Below are 19335 nucleotides of genomic sequence, written 5' to 3'. Positions count from 1 at the left end.
GGCAACTCCTTTTTTTGTACTCTCATTATAACAAAAAACTCCAGGGGTAGCGTAATGTGCTTTGTCCTGGAGTTATGACTAAGATATTAACATGTTAAATGAATTACAACGCTAGTTACCATCAGGGCAAAAAGCAATGTCCTCTACAATCGAATTAATCAGGTGTCCACTTTATAAATACCTGAACCGAGGACAAATAAATATAAATTTATTTATGTCTATATTATATATCAAATGTATATATTTTTTTCGATTAAAGTAACGTTTTCCCTCGTAATTGTTGAATCATTGATACAACTTGATAGGGAGTTTCTTTCATATCTATATTACGATTTGCATACCAGAATTGTGTTAATAGACTAACCGCAAAGTCATATTGTTCAAACTTGGTAATATCTGTTTGACCGCCCACAGCGTCTAATACATATTGATTTGCTGTATTAATGTAGGTCTGAATCATCTCATCATCATCAGTTAAATCAATTCTTAGACTACGTTTAATGTCGTCTACGGTAACACTCATTACTTACCAGCCCCAATAGTTAAGTAAACCATGGCATTAGCGTCAATCACTTCATAATCGTTACGAACAACTACCGCAAGACCACTTGAATAGCTGTCGAATTGTTGCCAGTTTACAGATACTTGATTACGTTTGAACAAGGCAATGTATTGTTCTAAGTCCCCTACAAACATTGGGAATGATGAGCCTGCTGTTTCATCTGGTAATAGAACACTTGGAACCACAATAATTGGAGCACCGAATAATGATTTACCTGTAGGGCTTGTAGGGTCAGCTTGTAACATATAACGCCCCTCGTTGTCCTTGAGTTGGTCAAGATAATTGAAACCACCTTGGTTAGTAACCACTGACTTATTCAAAGCGGGGTCTAAATCAACATTAAATGTAGTCTTAACATCGTCCAAGCTGGTTACTGCTTTCTTAGTTGCCTTTTTAAGTAATGCCACAATGTTAGTGTTGTCGGTATTGTTAACTAATTTCTGCAACTGTGCTTGAACTTCTGAAACGATTGGAATGGCTGAATCATCAATAATTTCTTGTGATAAGAAGATTTTACCAGCACGGGTTACTACTTTGAACTCTACCCCTGTGATACCACTATCAACATCAGCAATCTGTGCAAGCTCTGCCTTAGTAGCCAATGTAGCGTTATTATTAACTGAAATTGGGTAAATACCTGCTCCAGTTGAAACCGTCTTAACTGTTACGTACTGACCTAAATTAGCCTTATTTTGTTTATATTCAAAAATCGGTGTAATAACTTCACTTGGGATAATTGGTTTATTACCATCAGTGGTTAAACCGTCACGAGTTTCCCCATTGCTTCTAATATAATCTTCAAATGAACGTGTTTCTGTTGCTTCTTCTGTGTTTTCAATAATTGTATTTTCCATATGTTTACTTTCCTCATTTTCTTTATTCATAAATTTTTCATAGCTACGGGTATCAACTGCCACATTTGTATCATCATAAGCAGGAACTGTTACAGTCGAAATTTCAAATAAATCTCTAATCTGATTAATCGTTCTTGTGATATTGCCTGCGTCATCTTTTTCCCAACTGTCATCAACATTACTAAACCTGAAACTTGCTGAATCAATATTACCAGCCTTGATATTTTCATAGGTATCATTAGCAGCAGTGGTATTAGGTAAAGTAGCTTCAAAGTGAAGCCCTTTATCATCAGTTTCTAGTTTCAAAGTACCCGCCTTAACACTTGCTAGAGGCTCGCTGTAATCATGATTAGATAGCAAAATAACGTTACTTAAATCTGTGCCACTTAATGCCTCTGGCGTGATAATTTCAGTAAATGAAGTGTCCCCGTCTTTCAGAGGTTTACTTGGTGTATTCCAAACCATAGCATAGCCGGAGACGGTCTTACCGTCCTTGCTATCATCTTTATTATTAGTTGTATCTGAATTTTCTTGTGTGTCTGTATTATCTTCGGGAGTTTCTGCCTCTGGTTCATCAGCCCTTAACTCCGCTTCAATCGTTAATCTGCGGTCTTCCATTATTCAAATCACTCTCCTTTGTATAAAATGTGTCGCCGTCTGCGACTGTATTCATTCCTAAACGTGTTCTTGCTTCATTTCTGGTAAGTACTCCACCCTGGTAAGCCTCTACAGCTAAATCTTGGTTAGTCTTAGGGTCTGAACTGAATAGCCTATCAGTATTGAATGTATATACACCAGCCAACTTATTATTTAATTCACTAGTAAATACATCGAAGTAGTGACCTAATGAATTTTGTAAATAAAGTATGTTAGATTGTTCGTTACTAGAATGTTCATTCTCCACGCCTAACCGTTCTGGTGGTATCCCAAATACTTCCGCAATTTGGCGTGTGCTCCAGTCATTACCGTTCACAAGTTTCAATACATCAGTGTTGACAGTCAAATTTGATAAGTCCATTGAATCATCAAGAACAACCGTTCTTAATGCATTGTTTCCGCTGTTACTTTCTTCAAACTTGTTTCTGATATTATCTTTTGCTTCCTTAGATAAATCACTTTTGTGTACTTTCAATATCGAAGTACCATTTACACCACTTTGAAAGAAGCCTCTCAACATTCCATTACCCGACTTCTGAATTTGTAACTGGTCTTTTAGTGCAAACAGCGGACTAATGCCAGTTACGCCGTCTTGCGTAAAATATTTAAAATGCAATATGTTACTAGACGCAATCTGACGCCGTTTCACATTAGTTTGTTGGTAGTAATAAGCTACTCGACCACTCACATCATCTTGAGTTACGGTCACTTTATTGTTTGGTAGAAATTCCAAACTTCTCAACCGATTACCATTCATCACAACTTCTGCGAACGCATTCCCATTCAAAAGCAAGTTACATGCCAGGGCAAACTTGAAATTAAAACCATTCATAACTGAATTAGGTTTCACATTCAAAATATTTACACGGGTAGGGTCATTGTTTTCCAGTGGGTTACTAGCTATGTCACTGGCAATGATTTTAATTGCTGTGAACACATCAGCGTTACGCAAAGCACCAGCACCAACATAATTACTATCATTGTCACTAGAATAACTCACTAAAGCGTCCAAAAATGCGGTGTCACTATCTGGTTCAGGACTTGTATTGCTATTTCCTATAAAAAATGCCATTTATTAACCTCCCTTCTTTTCTTGATTAATCATGAATGCCAGTAAAACAAACACTATTCCAATCATGATTATGCCAACTTTATAACTAAATATTAGCCACACACCCGCCGTAGTTGCTATTAGCCCTATCAACAGCAGAAGCGTTTGAATATATTTAGAAAGAAAATTCTTCACTTTCATAAAATTCATTGTTTGCCTTACTTGCCTCCTGTTCGTCAAAATAGTTCATACCCGCTGTATAAGCATTCATCAAGGCACCTACTTCATCAATCTTGTTTGAAGCTTTCGCCTTATCAATCATGGGGTTGTTATTAATGTCATATTTTAAAATGGCATTGTTAACGTTAAACGCTAACAGCTTGTTATCTGAATGTTTGATATTACCCTTAATAAGTTCTTCCTTAAATCGCTTGGTAGGAATCCCCAAAGTTTTAACGCCTTGTCTAATTTCAATTAATGGGTAACCTGCTTTTTCAAAGTCGGGTAATAAATAATCAAAAGACCAGGGGTCATAGCAAACGCCTTTTACAACCAAGTTATATTTACCGACCATTTCCCGCATGAAGTTAAACACATCATCGTAATCAATCACACCACTTTCAAGCTTGGTAATTGAACATTCGCCCTTGCGTTCTAGTGAACGGTAATCTATGCCATCAGTCTTTATCTTATGGTCTAAGCCATATTTGGTGGCTACAAAGGCATGTGAATCAACGTAGAATCTGCCATTTTGTGTAGGAATCAACCAACTAACCGCCGTCAAGTCTGAACTCTTAGACAAATCAACCCCAAAATACACATCACGGTTATGAATATCCAACTCACTACTAAGTCCTTTGTTCCAATCTTCCACAGCGATATAGCTATCTGACCTAGCTTGTTCCCACATATTAAAATTTTTAACCAGAACAGGCGTTAAATTGCCTTGTTCAACGGCTAAATCTACATCGCTTTGAATGCTAGTAGTCATTTGTTTTCTAACATCTTCATCACCAAATAGTGGGTTAGCTTTCTCCCATTTTGATTGTTCAAAAACTTCTTCTTTATCATCTAACTCCCAAATTGCTACAAAATACTGGTCGGCTTTGCTTTTGCCCGCTAACACTTTTGATAGCGTTTGATATTCTTGATACATTGGTACATTTAAATCTAAACCAGAGGTAGAAATAATAGTAAGCAACGCATTAGGTTCTTTAACTTGCCCTGATTTCATGACATTGTAAACTTCTCTAGTTTTGCTCTTGTGAAATTCATCATAGACAATCAATGTACCAGCCATACCATCTAGCGACTTGGTATCGGAAGCCAACACAACCGCCTTACTATCACTATTCAAATCAGTAATCGCCTGTTTCTGAACTTTCACTCGGTCGCGAATGTACTTAGATTGTTTTCTAATCTGATTAAGTGAGCTAGACAACATGTCATAGCCTAAATGTGCCTGCCCTGATGAGTTGGCGACAAACATAATTTGCCGGTTTTTTGCTGGTAACTTTTCGCCAAGTAATGTATTAACTGCCATACCACTAGCTAAAAACGTCTTACCGTTCTTACGTGCCATTGAAATATAAGCCTGTCTAAATCTTCGGTAACCCGTTCCGTCTTCTCGCCACCCGTAAAGGGAGCCAACAATAAACTTTTGAAACGGAAGCATTTTTAAACTTGTGCCATCGGTTTTTGGTAACATCTCAATTAATTTAATAGCTTTTTCGGCTTGTCCAATATCAAAATAGTATGGAAATTCTTTACTACTTTGTTTTTCCAAATCGTCTAAATGTCTTTGGCAAGCTTGTTTAATCTTTTGACCAGCCACAATCTTATTAGCTAATACATCAAGGCAATACTCTTTAACTGAATCAATCATTCAAGAATCGCCTCAAATTTATCATTTAATTTGTGTTTCTTCTTTGCCCTAGCCACTTCAATCCTGGCACGTGATGAAATGGTTAAGCCTAACTCTTTCGCACATTTATTAATGCGGTCAACTGATTCATTTTGAGTTGCTAAATACGGATTAGCTTTCTGAACTCCTGTCTTAGTGGTAATGACTAAGCCACGGGTAGTAATGAGGTTCTGTGATTTTTCATACATGGCGACAGCGTTGCAATAAATTTCAATCGTTCTGAAATCTAATTCACTAACGCTAGTGTTCTTTTTCAAAAGTGGCACTATTCTATTGCAGTTGTGTGATGCCGTTCCTGTCATGTTTTTAGGTGGCTTCGTAGTGAGCTTTGGATAGTTTTCTAGCGCTTCTTTTGCGTCTGACCGATCATTTAACACGTCAATGTGTGGCATGAACAATTAATTTTATCTTTATCAAGTTCCATCAAAACAGCTATACACTCCTTTCATTTATTTATTCATCTTTTGCATAATTATACATTAATATAGCGGACTTTGTGTATAAAATAACTGCTTTATACTTCGGATTTCAATTCAGCGAAAAGTTTTGTGTCGGTCTTCACTTAAATTTTATGCGCCCCCATTGTTAATTTAACAGCATTCATGAACGATTAGATTTTATTTTTTAATTCTTCGTTGATTTTCAATGTTCGTCTTTTGGTTATGATGATATATGCATAAAGTTTGCATATTGTCCCAATCTAACCGCCTAGACCAATCTTCACGAATTGGAGTAATGTGGTCAACGATATCCGCCTTTCTGATTACTCCCTCTTGATAACAAAGCTTACAAATTGGACTTCTTATTAACATTTGTCTGCTCATCTTTTTCCAAGCACTAGTACGGTAGAATGCTTCAAACTGGTCTCTACCCTGCTCGTAGCGTCTGTGATGGTAAGTATCTGAATTAGCTTGTTTCTGATGTTTCTCGCAGTATTTAACGTTCAATGCCACCAGCGCACGGCAACCAGCATGATTACAAAACTTCTTTGCCATTAGACTTTGATGCCTCGATAGTTCTTCAATGCCAGCACATCAAACGCATTCAAGTCATCATCTGAATTGATAGAGATGATTGTGTATAACTTACCATCAAGGTTGGCAAGTAACTGGTCATTAACTTGTTTGTTATGTCGAATCACTATCATGCGTTCAGCTTCTACTAGTCGACCTGTAACATTAACAGATTGGTTAACTGTCATTGAGTAATCGCCACACCACATTGAGAAGCTAGGTGTGTACACTTGTTTCGCCATACCAGTGTTGGGGTTCCTTTCGCCAGATGTATAGCTCCCAAACTCTACCCGTTGCTTCATGCGTGAGATGTCGTACTTCTTCATTAGCTATCACTCTCCGTCTTTTGAAGCTCATTCATTTCTTCTTGAATCTCTTCATCTAATATCTTTTGATGTTCCTCAATCGTCAATATCTCCATGTATATAACGTTGCTCTCGTTGTCTTTGTACTCTTTGATTAACTCTTGCATGTGATAACTTTCACGATTCCTAATCTTAAATAACTCTGTCATCTTATCTGTATGTTTATTCTTCATTGGTTTTGCCCTCCAAGTAAATATCACTCATACCAAGTAAATCAGCAATTGAATACAATGGCTCTTGTATGAGTTCTTGTACATCTTTGATTGTGGTTGGGCGTGTTACGTTGCCCTCTTTAGTATCCTTGCCAAATTCAACTTCTGTATATTCGATTGCGTCCTTGAGTGCTTCACGCACGTTATCATATTCATTCATAATATATAATTCCTCCTAATAGCCGTAATAGGCTTCTTTAAATTCTTGTAGTGCTTTACTTTGCCATCGGTATAATGTTCCGTCACTAATTCCTAAATCCATCGCTATTGCTATATCTGTCTGCTTATCAGCGGTCATATACTTCTTTAACAAAATTTGTTGGTAATCGTCTCGTAAGAACGATAAACAAAACATAATATTTTCTAACTCTTTTTGTGCGTCCAACCTACCGATAATACGTTCATCAACTTCAACACCATTGCCGTGTGGCATACCATCAGGACTAGGCGAACGCAAATCAGTAAGTCTTTTACCTGCAATACGTTTTAACCTTGGTACTTGTTTTAAAACTCTTGCTACTTCGTCATACTTAGCCATAAAACACCCGCCAATCATGGTATAATTAGTTATCGATTGAATGAACATGTGGTGTTTTACAAGCGGACATAGCCCTAATAGCTATGTCTTTTTTTATTCAGTGGTTCAATTTTCAGCCACCTTTTTACCGTTTGAGACTACTTCTTAGTAGTAACCATGTTGAACTATAGTAGTAATTTTGGTCGGGGCAATCATGGTTGTGTGGTTTATAGGTTGTGTACTCTTTTAATTCTTGATAGGGGATTGAAATTTATCCAAAATTATCCATAAAATATTATTCAATATCCACAAAAATATCCATACTTTTCTTTAGAGCCACAACGATTTAGCCATAAAATCCATAATTTTTAACTTTCAATCCTTTTATATAGAAAAACAAATGTATATGAATAATTCATCATATGTGTTTATTTTTTCTATATATTCAATTTATAGATATTTTATGGATATTATGGATAATCCCTTGTTAGAGTAGTATTATTTATGGATAAAATTCTGGATAACGTTTGGATATTATGGATAATTTTCTTTTAACAAACGCAGCCCTATAAATCGCCACGCTTGATAGTCGCTGTTATTCCAGCCTTTAGTTGACTTATCCTTTTTCACTCCCAATTTAGCCAGATTACTGGTAATGGTTTGTGCGGTCGTCTTGTCTGAATAGTTATTCATCTGGCAAAATTCCTTATAAGCACTAACTACGTAACTTGCTTTTTCGCCCTTACCACTAGTCAAATCAATCTCACACCATTCATCTAAAAACTCTCCAAAGTGGTCATTATCTTTATGCCATGCTTCTGTGGCTTCAATCACACTTCTAGGCTTATCAAATCTATGTTTGTCTAACGCTTCTTTGAACCTGGTCAAACAATCAAATACAAAACTACTACGTTCTTCTCTTACCTTATCCATGTCTTGACTATCCCAAAAGTGGTTATCAGGCTTACGTGTATCGCCATTAACTAGGTCAATTACCATCAATCTATCTTTAAAACCGGTTGAGTTATCACTGAAAGTTGGTAAATCATTGGCACTAAAAAGCAGTTTTGCATAACTAGTAAAATTAATGCCTTGCACACCTTTTTCTTCGGCGTCCATGGTGTCGCCACCTGTCAGCGTTTTAAGCACATCAGTGTTTTGTAAATAGCCCTTTTTTATATCAGGTACTATATTTGCTTCTTTCAAATATAATTGAATTAACTTGAACCTATTTTCGCCTGTAAGGTCTTGGGGTTTAACGGCTGAAACATTATCAATCCCTAATACTTCTTTACTAATGTAATTCAACAACGTACTTTTACCCTCGCCACCATTACCGTGTAAAAAAATGGCGTCTTGCATTGGAGCATGGGAATGATAAAACATGTAACCGACGAATTGTTTAAACAAGTTAACCGCTGGTTCTGTAATCATTCCCTCAAGTAATTTATTAGTGGCTGGGGTCGGTTTACCACTGATATTAAGTTCGTAATCGTGAGCATTAACCAACATGTTATCAGGGGAATTATCTTGTAATTTCCCGCTGTTGATGTTGTATGTGCCATTCTTGAATGCTACAAGTTCAGGGTTAGCACTTTCAAATGGGTTACCTCGTATATTAGGCTGATAAGTGGCACCAATTACGTACTCGGTTGTTGAACGACTATCGTTATAGCTCCATGACACACCAACTTCTTTTAGCTTTTTTATCACTTCATTTTTAACGAGTGCTTGAAGTTCGTTGCGATGGAATGTTTTCCACGTTCCGTATTCTTTCTGATAATATGCTCCCTCTGGTAACGCTGAATATCTTTGAATCATATTTTCTTGAATAATCTCATCGCCTAATTTGTCATACAAAATAATATGCTTAATGTCTTGGCTACGTTTAGATGGACTACTCAATTTAAAAATTAGCCATTCAGGGGAACTATTATTTAAATATTCAACATAACTACGCCCTATAGCTTCCCACTCGGCAGATGTATTTGCTCCTTTTTCAGCATGTTCATCAAATGAAAGTTGCCTAAAATCATCAGGCGCAACTGTGAGGCTATTCGTTAGGTCTTTCATTTCTTGAGGTATTTTGTTTTCCACTCATTACGCCTCTTCTCTTAGCTTCTTCTTTTAATATCGATTTAAATATTCTGTTCACTTCTTTATCTTGCAACGGATAACCGCCAAAACTCTGGTTTAGCACATTAAATGTAAAATCATAGGCTTCTTGTGGGTCGGTTCCAGTTGCTAACAGTTTGCCAATCATTTTGGCTAGATAACTATTTCGCCCTGATTTATTGCCTTGTGGTGCCGTCACAACATCATGAATGAAGTAAGCCAGTGCTTTCTTCCTAAATGGCTTTACATTGTCTGAAATGGTGGTCGTTCTCTTCACTCTAGCCATTTCAATCAACCACGGAGGTGCCACGGCTATATCTGTCCAATCCCTATCTTTGGTAGGTTTGTAGCCTGCAGAGGGCGCAATAATTATTTGGTCGTTAATTAATTCCAACCCATTTTTAAAATTAACCTTAGCTTTTAATTCTTCCCCAGCTGGAACTTTAAAGAAGAAATGAATGCCGTCATGCGGGGTTGATTCCCAGTAAGTATCTGGTAACTCTCCATGTTTAGTGGTCAACTCTGATAGAGCATGAACACCGTTTTTGTTCTCTTCGTGTCTATCAACATCTAAAACTAGTAAATCACTGGCTTTCAAATTAATATTCACATTGGCATTCAGGTGCTCACTAAACATCTTTTCCAACTTATCAATATCATTAGTGGCATTGGCAGGGTAGCCCTCTTCATATGGTGCCCGTGTTTGTGGGTTAGTCACATAACTCTTCACGCCAAACGTTGTGGCCAGATACTTAGCACGATTAAATGGTTTACTTTCCATTAGCTTGTGCCTCACTGCCATTCTTTAATTTGATAATATTATGCTTAGATAACTCTAAAAAGCATTGTCCAAGTTCATCAAGAGTAATTTTGAGCTTCTTAGCTGTAGCCTTATCTTGATGAATCCTGCCATCTAAAAGAATTAATAATAGTTGCAAAGCATTATCGCTTAACCCTTTCAGCTGTTCTAATGTAATGTTATGATTCAATTCAAATCTAGCTGTCATATATATCCCCTTTCACTAATAGGTCTAAAAATGTTAAACTAGGGACATAAAAATATTTGCTAATATCTTTATTTATGCCACTTTGCACTGCAATGCTTAGTGGTTTTTTTGTCCTCTTTTTCATGTCTGTACCTCTATTCAAAGAAATCATCATAATGGCGACCTAAGTAAAATAAGAACCCCATCATTAACGCAACTTGTAAAAACATATTAATTACCTCCACTATTTACCCTGTAAGCTAAATTTTATGTGTGTTCAAAAACTCGTCTGCGTCTGCCTTATCAATCTTGGAAATTCCTCCAATTTGGATAACTGGCAAACCTGATTCTATAAACTTCTGCAATGTAACAAATGAAACATCTAAATACTGACTAGCCACTTTCTTACTCATATAACGAGGAAAGTTTTGTTTCTTACCAGCCTCTTTAAATGCCTCTTGTGCAGTTTCAAACATTACTGCTTTAATTTGTGCTAGTCCCTCTTCATCTAGCTTGAGTGGTATGTTCATGTACTCTCACCTCCGTCAAGGATTTCATATAATTATCAATGTCTTTTTTGCTAATCCTTTTAACACCATTTATAACCGAGACCTTAAGACCATCGTCAATCAAGTTATGTAAAGTGTGATAACTATTAACATTGATATATTCCATAGCTTGTTTGAGATTAAAATAAATATTATTATTCAAAAATTGGTCCTCCTTTCATGCACATTTAAATTACAAAAAAATTCAATTTATTGTAATTCGTATGTACAGCATATTGCCTTTTCACTTGGTTGTCAATAATAAATGCAAATAAATTTGAATAGTTGCTAATAATTATGTACAATTCCAATGAGGTGATTTAAATGTTACAGCTAAAACTAAAGGAACTTATGCATTCAAAAAAATTGAGCATAAATAAGCTTTCAACCGAAACTGGTATTTCAAGGCCAACCTTAACTTCAATGGTTAACGGCGAGAGCAAAGGAATACAGTTTGACACTTTGGAAAAGTTAATGAACTACTTCAATGTGTCTTTGGGCGATCTTCTAACTGAACAACAAGATACTACGACCTTTTCCTTTAGATACATGTACCCTTTTGACAATGTATATGTTGAAAACGAAGAAAATGTTCCATTCGAAGCCAACATTTCACACACAGCAAAGGACAGCAAGCACAATAAAGTAGCTCCTCCACAGGTACCTGACGAAGTTGCTATTTTTGTTGGTAGATTAAAAACTGGTAATCTCGAGCCTTTTGATTTTCAGTTTGGTTTAATGCCTTTAGACCCCAAGCCCAAGGATGTAAAAAGCATAAGCTTTAATATTAGTCTCATTTTATTTACATTTTATAAAAAGGATGAAAATGAGGACATGAGTCCAATTATTGATTTTGTTGAAAAACTCAATACAAAAAACCTTAAGAAAATGTTATCTCTGATAATTACTAATTGGTGGAATGTTTTTATTGGTGATTCTAATTTAGCAAAGTTATTTTTAAATAAATTTATAATTATTAGCTTGCGGACAGTTGGTAAAAAAGGTGAATTCATGCGTGCAGTTGTTAAAATTGATGGGGAATCGTCTATGCCAAAATTCGAATTTGATATTCCAAATAGAGACCGCTCTAAATACAAAAAATTCAATCAAAACATTTCATTTGAATTTGTAAAATTAAACTAAACTCATAACATTATAAAACGTTGCCTTATTCAATTATCTGAAACAAAATCCCATATCATATATTAGTACAGCGGAAAATTCCGCTCAGTGACATCACACCCCACATCTGGCGATTAATATAGTGGTTCGATTCCACTAGTGGGCTTTACCTCTTAAACTATATTGCCCTGTAAGCGTACGGTTATACGGAGGAAAAATCATGACACAAATTATCAAATATGCATTAAAGAACGGTCAGAACAGATACAAATTTCAAGTCTACACAGGTATTGACCCAACAACTGGCAAGCAAAAAACAACCACTCGGAGAGGTTTCAAGACAAAAAAAGAAGCCACGCTTGCACTATCTCGGCTAAAAATTGAGGTAGATGAACAAGATGGCTTAGAAACAAAAAAGGACATGCTATTTTCAGAAGTTTACTCTGAATGGCATGACCAATATATAAATACAGTACGAGAAAGTACGGACGAAAAAACTAGACGTATTTTTAAAGTACACGTGCTTCCCGCTTTCGGTAACTTTATTATATCAAAAATTACTGTTAACATGTGCCAAAAAATATTAAACAAATGGTACAAGGAAGCAAAGAGTTATAAAAAGTGGTTTAACTATACGGCAATGGTTTTTGACTATGCTTTTAAGCAAGAATTAATCAAGCGTGACCCCACTAAAATGGTCACAATGTCTAAGCTCATGGACAGTAGAGGCGATAAGCCTGCCAACTTTTGGACAAGAGAACAATTACACATGTTCTTTACGCTACTAGACCCTAAGGAAGAGCTAGAAAAGTTTACCATGTTTAGAACACTCGCTTACACAGGAGTTCGCAAAGGCGAATTATTAGCGTTAACTTGGGAAGATATTAACTTTACTCAAAAGACTTTACGAGTGAATAAAACTTTAACTCAAGGCTTAGGTGGTAAATTGATTATACAAGCCCCCAAGAGTAACGCAGGACGCCGTACAATTGATTTAGATGACTATACAGTAAATACACTTAAACGCTGGAAACTAGCTCAAAGGACGCTATACATTCGTTTGGGGTTCAATGTTAACAGCCAAGAACAATTAGTATTTGCTAGTAACAAAAACCATTTTAAATCAATGAACACCCCTAGTAAGTGGCTTAAACAGTTGATTGAAAATACTGACTTGCCACACATTAGCGTTCACGGGTTTCGCCATACACATGCCACTATGCTTTACCAAGCTGGTGTAGGTCTCAAAGAGACACAAGCCAGATTAGGTCACTCTCGTGCTGACAGTTCGACAACTTTAGATGTTTATACTCATACAACACAGGAACAAAATATTTTGGCATTGAGCAAACTAGAAAAATTTCTAGAATAACCCTATTCGGGTAAAAATGACTAAGTTTTTGACTAAGTTTGAACTTAGTCAAATTGAATTTAGCAAAATCTCAAAAAATAAAAATCCCGTCATATCAACGTTTTTACGCTGTATACAACGGGATAAATTATTAAAAATGGAGTCGGCGGGAGTCGAACCCGCGTCCAAGCATGTTGCCACCGCAACCTCTACACTTATATTCATACTATTTAAGTTTCATGATTCAAAACGCCGTATGACAGGGCACCCATGAACCACTAGTCTGAAAATCCTCTTCTTAATCATCCAAACGAAATGACTAAGCGCAAGTCCGCTAATTTAGGACCCAGATCAAACCCGCGAACAAAGTTAGCTGGATCTACACTAAGCTGGTATTAAGCAGCTAAAGCGTAAGAATTGTTATTATTTTTTGCAGTTATAATTTAAACTGAGCGTTTTAACGTAGTCGCAACCTACGAAGTGCAATCACGGTTCAACCCACACCTGTCGAATCCTTAACGACCCCAAAACACTTACAACAACCATTATATCACAGGATTATCGTCTATTACGTGGGTTTTCAATTGGAATTGGTTTTAAAGCAAGCTGCCCCTGAGCTTGTAACCGTCCTAACAATCTATCAACTAACTCAGAATTTTCTAAATTCTTTAAAAGATAATCGAGCAAAGCATTCTTTGTTTTACGCATTGTAAACCCCTCCTTAAATGAATCTTACCGATATACTAATAATTATTGAATCGAATGTCAACTAACTTAAACTATTGCTTAAACTATCTTAAAATGTAACAATTTAAGTATACCAAAGGAGACTCAGTTATGACACAGATTGACGAATTACATGCCGTTGAATTAGAAACATTAAAAGTCATTATCGATATTTGTAAACGCCATGACATACAATATATGATGATTGGCGGTTCACTTTTAGGCACAATTAGACATAACGGTTTTATACCCTGGGATGACGACGTTGATTTAGGAATGACGCGGAGAAATTACGATAAATTTGCGCGAGTTGCTCCACTTGAATTTCAACATAATCATTATTTCATGCAGACCGCCGATACGGACCCCAATTTTGCATTTAGCTATATGAAAATACTGGATACCAATACCTATATAGAAGAAAAGTACAATGTTAATGACGCTCGTAAGGGGGTTTTTGTTGACATATTTCCGTTTGATATGGTTCCAAACCAACCCGAAGTACGTCAATCTGTTTATAGTCGTTTCCAATTTTATGATACAGCCATTCTTGTTCGTCTGGGATATAACATAATCAAAACACCATTTCGTAGAGACGCGGAAAATAAATCCCTCGATCTCTTTATGAATGTTGCAAAGATGAAGGAACGACGGGAAAACATTATGCGCTTATATGACAATGAACCTTTTCATCATCTAAAAAACTATGCATCCCAGTATGCATATGATAAAGAAGTTTTGAGTCTTGCGGAACTCACCAAACTAACCACACATGATTTTGAATCAATTGAAGTTAGTATCCCCCTTCTATATGATCAAATCTTAACTAGAATGTACGGTTCATATATGGAGCTTCCACCAGTAAAAGATCAAGTTGCCAAGCACATTGATATGTTAAAAATTAATGGAAAACAGATAGAATAAATAAGAAATGGGACGCTCAATAAAAAATAGTTTACATAATTATGAACTATTTTTTATTGAGCGTCCGTTTTTAATACATTACCCGTCTTCAGCTTTGATTGCTTTCACATAAAACGCCATTAATTCATAACTCAGCTAACTTTGTTATATTTTTTCTAGTTAACTTGATTAATAGTATTTCCCTCAACAAAAGCCGTAATATTTTCACCAATCATTGTTACTAATCGCTCCCTAGTTTCAAGCCCCTTCCATCCCATATGCGGCGTAATAATCACGTTGTCCATATTATATAATGGGCTATCATCAGGAAGAGGTTCAACTTCTTGAACATCTAAACCTGCGCCCGCAATCTCTCCGTTTTGAAGAGCATCAATTAGAGCAGGTTCATCAATCAAACCTCCTCGCGCAGTATTAACAATGAAGGCAGATTTCTTCATTAACTTTAGAGCTTGCTCATTGATCATATGCTTAGTTGCGTTATTTAATGGTACATTAAGTGAGATGAAATCACTATTTTTCAACACTTCCTCATTCGTTGTGAAATGAATACCGTTAAAATCATCTCGTTTAGTTCGCGTTGCAACTATGACCTTCATGTCCATTGCTTGGGCAATTTGGATGATTTGTTTTGCAACATGCCCAAATCCGAATACACCTAGAACCTTATTGTTAACCTCAACATGATCAACCATTAGATGTTTTTGAAAATTATCATGATTACCGTTTGTTAACATACTAATTTGCTTTTGCATCGAACTTGCTAAGTTAAGAATAAACATAATCGCTGTCTGAGCAACTCGTTTACTACTATAATCAGGAATATTGCAAACTACAATTTTCTTTTCTGTTGCTGCTTTTAAATCAATATTGTTAAAGCCTGTTCCCGATTCACAAATCATTTTGACACTTGCTGGAAATTTCTTAATGATATCCCCACTCAGCGTCATCTCTTTAGTAACAACAACAGTACATCCACTAACCCTTTCAATTATTTTATCTTCTGGTGTTTCATCATATATAACCACATTTGATGCAATCTTTGAGTAGTCAATTCTTTTATCAAAATTAACAACTCCCGCGTTTAAAACCACTGCTTTATCACTCATAGCCATCCTCCAATATTCATTTATGCTTATCGTAAAACTTTTTTAGTTCAATAACAAACAAATGCGTTATCCCAACTTACTGGGATACGCCAGAATATACCCCTGCTGAAATCCGTCCGTATTTTTAGAAATCCAATCCCTAAACTCTCTTGATTCAATTCCCTCGATTACTAATTCAACATTCATCACTTTGGAAAGGTTATCCCACAAATTTATTATTTTTTTAGCTAAAGAAACATCGTTAAATTCAATATGCAAAACTGACAGTTTAATACGTGAGATATACTTCGTGCAACGCCAAACCATATTTAAACTATTAATACCAGATGAAACGTCATCAAGTGCCAATTTAAATCCCAGCAATTTTATTCGTTTTAAAAATGGAACCAAAGAATAGTCAAAATAACCATCTACCTCCCGTTTTAAGGGAATTGCTTCCGTAATCTCAATTGTAAGCTGACTACTAAACACCTTCATTTTATTTAAGAAATCAAAAGTACTTTCGTAAGTTAATTGTTGGGGATCAAGGTTAATTGAATACTCAAAATAAGTGTCCACCTTAAATATCTGTTCAAGTCTCTCACCAAGCCATTTTAAAAAAAGTGCATTACTTTGATCATCTTTAATAACTCTTTTGAATAAATCTGTTGGAAAACTCGTTTCTTCGTCAAGTTTTCTTAATAATATTTCATATCCGTTAATTCTAAAATTGTCTGGTCTGCCATCACCCACATCAAAAATCGGTTGTCTAAACGTGCATAAACTATTTATTTTTTCAGTATCTTCCATATTAGCCCCCCAACCATTTGCCACTTTACGATGAAAAATCATAAATAGTTCCCTCAACAGTCATTCGATTCTTTCCACTGTTCTTAGAAGCATAGAGATAACTATCTAAACGCTCAAAAATTTTTTTAAAATTCGTATCATTACCATTTACCATAGTGATACCACATGAAATCGTTATTCTAACCTGCCTGTCCCCAATCATAATGGGCTCTCCGAATAGATCATCTCTAATATCCGTTATTACTTTACTTGCTTTTTTACTATCATATCCACGCAATATAACAAAGAACTCTTCACCCCCAATTCTAAAAATTTCACCGCCAGTTCTTTTCTGAAATAATTCTTTCTGAAAGTGTTTAACAACTTTTTTAAGAATTTCATCCCCAATTAAATGTCCATATGTATCATTAAAATTTTTAAAATTATCGATATCAAACATGGCCATTGAAAGTGGCACGCTTTCCTTTTTATATACTTGATAAACTTCCTCAGCAACTTGATCAAAACTAGCCCTATTTTTGGCACCTGTTAACTCATCAAATTGAACATCATGTTTAAGCCCAACATATTGTTGAAAAATATTCCGAACAAATCTATTGAAGAAATGAATAATACCCATACCCACAATAAAATCTGCAATTCTAACAAGCATTATTTCAACATTAAACCGGTATAACCCCCAAATGATTATCCACCAACTAATCGCAAATATGATCATTGAAAGCCAGTATAAAAACCCAGAATCGATTAGCCGATCTGCAAAGCGATCAATCATAATTACCACTACTGCCAAAATAAAATAACAGATTAAAAACATTACTTGGTTCGAAAGCGATCCGTTGCCACTCTGCGATCCGTATACCACAATTGGCATAATTAAATTGAAAATCAGAATGCCCTTATTACGAATGTTATAGATACAATAAAACAATACTGCCAATTGTAAATTACTATGCTCCCAACCTGCACTGCTATTAACGTCTAAAATACTGAATGATCCTTGCAGAAATAACATACATGCACCGAGAAGTAATATCCATATTCCCCAACTAATTATTTCTTGAAATCTGCCAATCTTTTTCGTAAAGTTTTCAATCAGATACGCAAAAAATACTAACAGAAACAGAACACCTACCGTGAAAACACCCATAACAGCACTATTAAAGGTGAAAAAGTCAATTACAAACTTTATAAACTCATGTACTTTAATTATATTCGCCAAACAAACTCACTTTCTTTCTACAGATCTCAACGATGTTATTCTCATTGTTTGTGTCTCACTTTTAAACGGAATAACTTAACCTATTTTTCGTATTTCCACTGTAACCAATTAAAATGGAATTTATTATCTAGTTTTATTTCAAACTATCTATAAGTGTTTACCATACAGTTTGCTTGTTTTATTATTCCATACAAGTTTGAAAAAATATGTATTATTTTCAGGATATTTATCCAATAACGTTATTCACAGCTCACCTTGAATTTAAATTATGATTATTCCATACTGAGTTTAAGGAATAATTTCTTAAAAATCACTTATGGGGAATAACATGAAAATTTCAAAAAATAAACTGGCACCTCTTTTAATGGTACTTTTTATATTTATTTTGTCTGGATGTTCCAATACTCACTCAAAAAAAGTAAGCACTCAAACTAATTCGATTCATAAACACGTACCACAAAGAAATCCATCACCAATCAAATGGAAACATATAAAGGGAAATCCCAATCTTCCAATTTTGATGTATCATAGTATTTCACCAAGTACAAACACACTAAGAATACCTTCAGATCAGTTTAATCAGCAGATGAAGTGGCTTAAAGAAAAAAACTATTACACCTTGACACCTAGAGAAGCGGCACGAGTCATTATGAAACATGAGGTCCCTAATCGTCCTTTTATTTGGATTACTCTTGATGATGGCTATGAGAATAACTATCGAAAAGCATTTCCTGTCATCCAAAAATACAAATTACATGCAACAATTAACTTCATAACTTCATTTGCCAAACGAAAAAATCACTTAACGATCGGCCAAGCAAAAAAAATGATCGCATCTGGTAACATTAATATTGAAAGTCATACAGTTACACACCAAGATTTGGACATATTGGGAGGTGAGCAACAGACTAATGAAATGGTTCAATCAAAAAAATGGTTAGATAAAACCTTCAACCAAGATACGAGTGTTATTTGCTACCCTGCTGGTCGTATTAATGATGAAACCGCCTCGATTGCAAAAAGAGCCGGATACACTCTTGGCATTACAACGCAACCCGGTTTAGCTAATATTAATCAAGGACAATTCAACCTAAAAAGGATTCGGATAGTTCCAAAACTAAGCCACTCCGCGTTCTTTAAATTGATTCAAACTGGTAAATAGTTAAACTTATGAGCAATTTAGCGCCCACAAAAAAGAACAAATGATTTTTGAAATATTCTCATCCAAGCTAAACCGTTGCTCTAGCAACTATGAGATAATTTCCTTATCATTTGTTCTTTTTGTTTACAA

At 35.5% G+C, this 19335-nt stretch carries 22 protein-coding genes and 1 other RNA gene; 4 read left to right on the top strand and 19 right to left on the bottom strand.

Features of this window, described 5'->3' with window-relative positions:
* Positions 1-253: 253 nt before the first annotated feature.
* The 14 genes from PECL_RS02875 to PECL_RS02805 all read right to left on the bottom strand — a co-directional run bounded on the left by PECL_RS02875 (position 254) and on the right by PECL_RS02805 (position 10786).
* A complete protein-coding gene (locus tag PECL_RS02875; RefSeq protein WP_014215096.1) occupies positions 254-523 on the bottom strand; it encodes a head-tail connector protein in 270 nt (89 codons plus the stop codon).
* Positions 523-2034 carry a phage major capsid protein gene (locus tag PECL_RS02870; protein WP_014215095.1) on the bottom strand — a complete coding sequence of 504 codons (1512 nt, stop codon included), beginning with the start codon at positions 2032-2034 and terminating at the stop codon, positions 523-525. Before PECL_RS02870 ends, PECL_RS02875 begins: the two co-directional genes overlap by 1 nt.
* Positions 2009-3145: a phage portal protein gene (locus PECL_RS02865; RefSeq protein WP_014215094.1), complete on the bottom strand. Its 1137-nt coding sequence runs from the start codon at positions 3143-3145 to the stop codon at positions 2009-2011. Before PECL_RS02865 ends, PECL_RS02870 begins: the two co-directional genes overlap by 26 nt.
* 154 nt (positions 3146-3299) lie before the next feature.
* On the bottom strand, positions 3300-5009 hold the full coding sequence (locus PECL_RS02855; RefSeq protein WP_014215092.1) for a terminase large subunit: 1710 nt from the start codon (positions 5007-5009) through the stop codon (positions 3300-3302).
* Entirely contained in the window at positions 5006-5440 is a 435-nt protein-coding gene (locus PECL_RS02850) for a phage terminase small subunit P27 family (RefSeq protein ID WP_014215091.1), read from the bottom strand. Before PECL_RS02850 ends, PECL_RS02855 begins: the two co-directional genes overlap by 4 nt.
* Positions 5441-5665: 225 nt before the next feature.
* Positions 5666-6043, bottom strand: a complete 378-nt coding sequence (locus tag PECL_RS02845) for an HNH endonuclease (RefSeq protein ID WP_014215090.1) — start codon at positions 6041-6043, stop codon at positions 5666-5668.
* Positions 6043-6387 carry a phage head closure protein gene (locus PECL_RS02840; RefSeq protein ID WP_041534579.1) on the bottom strand — a complete coding sequence of 115 codons (345 nt, stop codon included), beginning with the start codon at positions 6385-6387 and terminating at the stop codon, positions 6043-6045. Before PECL_RS02840 ends, PECL_RS02845 begins: the two co-directional genes overlap by 1 nt.
* Positions 6387-6599, bottom strand: coding sequence for a hypothetical protein (locus tag PECL_RS02835; protein WP_041534578.1), 213 nt, complete (start codon positions 6597-6599; stop codon positions 6387-6389). Before PECL_RS02835 ends, PECL_RS02840 begins: the two co-directional genes overlap by 1 nt.
* Positions 6589-6798: a hypothetical protein gene (locus PECL_RS02830; protein WP_014215087.1), complete on the bottom strand. Its 210-nt coding sequence runs from the start codon at positions 6796-6798 to the stop codon at positions 6589-6591. Before PECL_RS02830 ends, PECL_RS02835 begins: the two co-directional genes overlap by 11 nt.
* 15 nt (positions 6799-6813) lie before the next feature.
* Positions 6814-7176: an ArpU family phage packaging/lysis transcriptional regulator gene (locus PECL_RS02825; protein ID WP_014215086.1), complete on the bottom strand. Its 363-nt coding sequence runs from the start codon at positions 7174-7176 to the stop codon at positions 6814-6816.
* A 513-nt stretch (positions 7177-7689) separates the two neighbouring features.
* Positions 7690-9252: a DNA primase family protein gene (locus tag PECL_RS02820; RefSeq protein ID WP_050899561.1), complete on the bottom strand. Its 1563-nt coding sequence runs from the start codon at positions 9250-9252 to the stop codon at positions 7690-7692.
* Entirely contained in the window at positions 9209-10051 is an 843-nt protein-coding gene (locus PECL_RS02815) for a bifunctional DNA primase/polymerase (RefSeq protein ID WP_041534577.1), read from the bottom strand. The genes PECL_RS02820 and PECL_RS02815 overlap by 44 nt, the downstream gene beginning before the upstream one ends.
* Positions 10041-10277, bottom strand: coding sequence for a hypothetical protein (locus tag PECL_RS02810; RefSeq protein ID WP_041534576.1), 237 nt, complete (start codon positions 10275-10277; stop codon positions 10041-10043). The genes PECL_RS02815 and PECL_RS02810 overlap by 11 nt, the downstream gene beginning before the upstream one ends.
* A 239-nt stretch (positions 10278-10516) precedes the next feature.
* Complete coding sequence (locus PECL_RS02805; protein ID WP_014215083.1) at positions 10517-10786, bottom strand: MerR family transcriptional regulator; 270 nt, start codon at positions 10784-10786, stop codon at positions 10517-10519.
* Between the two features lie 342 nt (positions 10787-11128).
* On the opposite strand from PECL_RS02805, the gene PECL_RS09705 reads away from it, so the two are divergent.
* Positions 11129-11947, top strand: a complete 819-nt coding sequence (locus PECL_RS09705) for a helix-turn-helix domain-containing protein (protein ID WP_014215082.1) — start codon at positions 11129-11131, stop codon at positions 11945-11947.
* Between the two features lie 199 nt (positions 11948-12146).
* Entirely contained in the window at positions 12147-13298 is a 1152-nt protein-coding gene (locus PECL_RS02790) for a site-specific integrase (RefSeq protein ID WP_014215081.1), read from the top strand.
* Between the two features lie 134 nt (positions 13299-13432).
* On the opposite strand, the gene ssrA is transcribed toward PECL_RS02790, so the two are convergent.
* Positions 13433-13803: a transfer-messenger RNA gene (ssrA, locus tag PECL_RS09820) on the bottom strand.
* Positions 13804-13835: 32 nt separating this feature from the next.
* A complete protein-coding gene (locus PECL_RS10215; protein ID WP_014215080.1) occupies positions 13836-13985 on the bottom strand; it encodes a hypothetical protein in 150 nt (49 codons plus the stop codon).
* 129 nt (positions 13986-14114) lie between these two features.
* On the opposite strand from PECL_RS10215, the gene PECL_RS02785 reads away from it, so the two are divergent.
* The gene (locus PECL_RS02785; protein WP_014215079.1) at positions 14115-14927 is read left to right on the top strand and encodes a LicD family protein; all 813 of its coding nucleotides are present in this window, start codon (positions 14115-14117) and stop codon (positions 14925-14927) included.
* 155 nt (positions 14928-15082) lie between these two features.
* Here PECL_RS02785 and PECL_RS02780 read toward each other — a convergent pair whose 3' ends face one another.
* From PECL_RS02780 to PECL_RS02770, 3 genes are all read right to left on the bottom strand, one after another.
* Positions 15083-16033: a 2-hydroxyacid dehydrogenase gene (locus tag PECL_RS02780; protein ID WP_041534574.1), complete on the bottom strand. Its 951-nt coding sequence runs from the start codon at positions 16031-16033 to the stop codon at positions 15083-15085.
* Between the two features lie 66 nt (positions 16034-16099).
* Complete coding sequence (locus PECL_RS02775; protein WP_014215077.1) at positions 16100-16864, bottom strand: EAL domain-containing protein; 765 nt, start codon at positions 16862-16864, stop codon at positions 16100-16102.
* On the bottom strand, positions 16848-18044 hold the full coding sequence (locus PECL_RS02770) for a GGDEF domain-containing protein (RefSeq protein ID WP_041534573.1): 1197 nt from the start codon (positions 18042-18044) through the stop codon (positions 16848-16850). The genes PECL_RS02775 and PECL_RS02770 overlap by 17 nt, the downstream gene beginning before the upstream one ends.
* Positions 18045-18372: 328 nt before the next feature.
* On the opposite strand from PECL_RS02770, the gene PECL_RS02765 reads away from it, so the two are divergent.
* Positions 18373-19206 carry a polysaccharide deacetylase family protein gene (locus PECL_RS02765; protein WP_050899559.1) on the top strand — a complete coding sequence of 278 codons (834 nt, stop codon included), beginning with the start codon at positions 18373-18375 and terminating at the stop codon, positions 19204-19206.
* Positions 19207-19335: the final 129 nt, after the last annotated feature.

Origin of the sequence: Pediococcus claussenii ATCC BAA-344, from assembly GCF_000237995.1 — a bacterium.
In the GTDB taxonomy this organism is placed as follows: domain Bacteria; phylum Bacillota; class Bacilli; order Lactobacillales; family Lactobacillaceae; genus Pediococcus; species Pediococcus claussenii.
Note: the sequence above shows the minus strand (reverse complement) of the source record. Positions and strands in the feature narration are given on the sequence as shown.

What these genes read in the sequence shown, in the direction of transcription:
- PECL_RS02785 (WP_014215079.1), top strand. Translation starts at nt 14,115, where the DNA reads ATGACACAGATTGACGAATTACATGCCGTTGAATTAGAAACATTAAAA.
- PECL_RS02775 (WP_014215077.1), bottom strand. Translation starts at nt 16,864, where the DNA reads ATGATTTTTCATCGTAAAGTGGCAAATGGTTGGGGGGCTAATATGGAA.
- PECL_RS02850 (WP_014215091.1), bottom strand. Translation starts at nt 5,440, where the DNA reads ATGCCACACATTGACGTGTTAAATGATCGGTCAGACGCAAAAGAAGCG.
- PECL_RS02875 (WP_014215096.1), bottom strand. Translation starts at nt 523, where the DNA reads ATGAGTGTTACCGTAGACGACATTAAACGTAGTCTAAGAATTGATTTA.
- PECL_RS02865 (WP_014215094.1), bottom strand. Translation starts at nt 3,145, where the DNA reads ATGGCATTTTTTATAGGAAATAGCAATACAAGTCCTGAACCAGATAGT.
- PECL_RS02765 (WP_050899559.1), top strand. Translation starts at nt 18,373, where the DNA reads ATGAAAATTTCAAAAAATAAACTGGCACCTCTTTTAATGGTACTTTTT.
- PECL_RS10215 (WP_014215080.1), bottom strand. Translation starts at nt 13,985, where the DNA reads ATGCGTAAAACAAAGAATGCTTTGCTCGATTATCTTTTAAAGAATTTA.
- PECL_RS02810 (WP_041534576.1), bottom strand. Translation starts at nt 10,277, where the DNA reads ATGACAGCTAGATTTGAATTGAATCATAACATTACATTAGAACAGCTG.
- PECL_RS02870 (WP_014215095.1), bottom strand. Translation starts at nt 2,034, where the DNA reads ATGGAAGACCGCAGATTAACGATTGAAGCGGAGTTAAGGGCTGATGAA.
- PECL_RS02840 (WP_041534579.1), bottom strand. Translation starts at nt 6,387, where the DNA reads ATGAAGAAGTACGACATCTCACGCATGAAGCAACGGGTAGAGTTTGGG.
- PECL_RS02805 (WP_014215083.1), bottom strand. Translation starts at nt 10,786, where the DNA reads ATGAACATACCACTCAAGCTAGATGAAGAGGGACTAGCACAAATTAAA.
- PECL_RS02780 (WP_041534574.1), bottom strand. Translation starts at nt 16,033, where the DNA reads ATGAGTGATAAAGCAGTGGTTTTAAACGCGGGAGTTGTTAATTTTGAT.
- PECL_RS02855 (WP_014215092.1), bottom strand. Translation starts at nt 5,009, where the DNA reads ATGATTGATTCAGTTAAAGAGTATTGCCTTGATGTATTAGCTAATAAG.
- PECL_RS02835 (WP_041534578.1), bottom strand. Translation starts at nt 6,599, where the DNA reads ATGAAGAATAAACATACAGATAAGATGACAGAGTTATTTAAGATTAGG.
- PECL_RS02825 (WP_014215086.1), bottom strand. Translation starts at nt 7,176, where the DNA reads ATGGCTAAGTATGACGAAGTAGCAAGAGTTTTAAAACAAGTACCAAGG.
- PECL_RS09705 (WP_014215082.1), top strand. Translation starts at nt 11,129, where the DNA reads ATGTTACAGCTAAAACTAAAGGAACTTATGCATTCAAAAAAATTGAGC.
- PECL_RS02830 (WP_014215087.1), bottom strand. Translation starts at nt 6,798, where the DNA reads ATGAATGAATATGATAACGTGCGTGAAGCACTCAAGGACGCAATCGAA.
- PECL_RS02845 (WP_014215090.1), bottom strand. Translation starts at nt 6,043, where the DNA reads ATGGCAAAGAAGTTTTGTAATCATGCTGGTTGCCGTGCGCTGGTGGCA.
- PECL_RS02815 (WP_041534577.1), bottom strand. Translation starts at nt 10,051, where the DNA reads ATGGAAAGTAAACCATTTAATCGTGCTAAGTATCTGGCCACAACGTTT.
- PECL_RS02790 (WP_014215081.1), top strand. Translation starts at nt 12,147, where the DNA reads ATGACACAAATTATCAAATATGCATTAAAGAACGGTCAGAACAGATAC.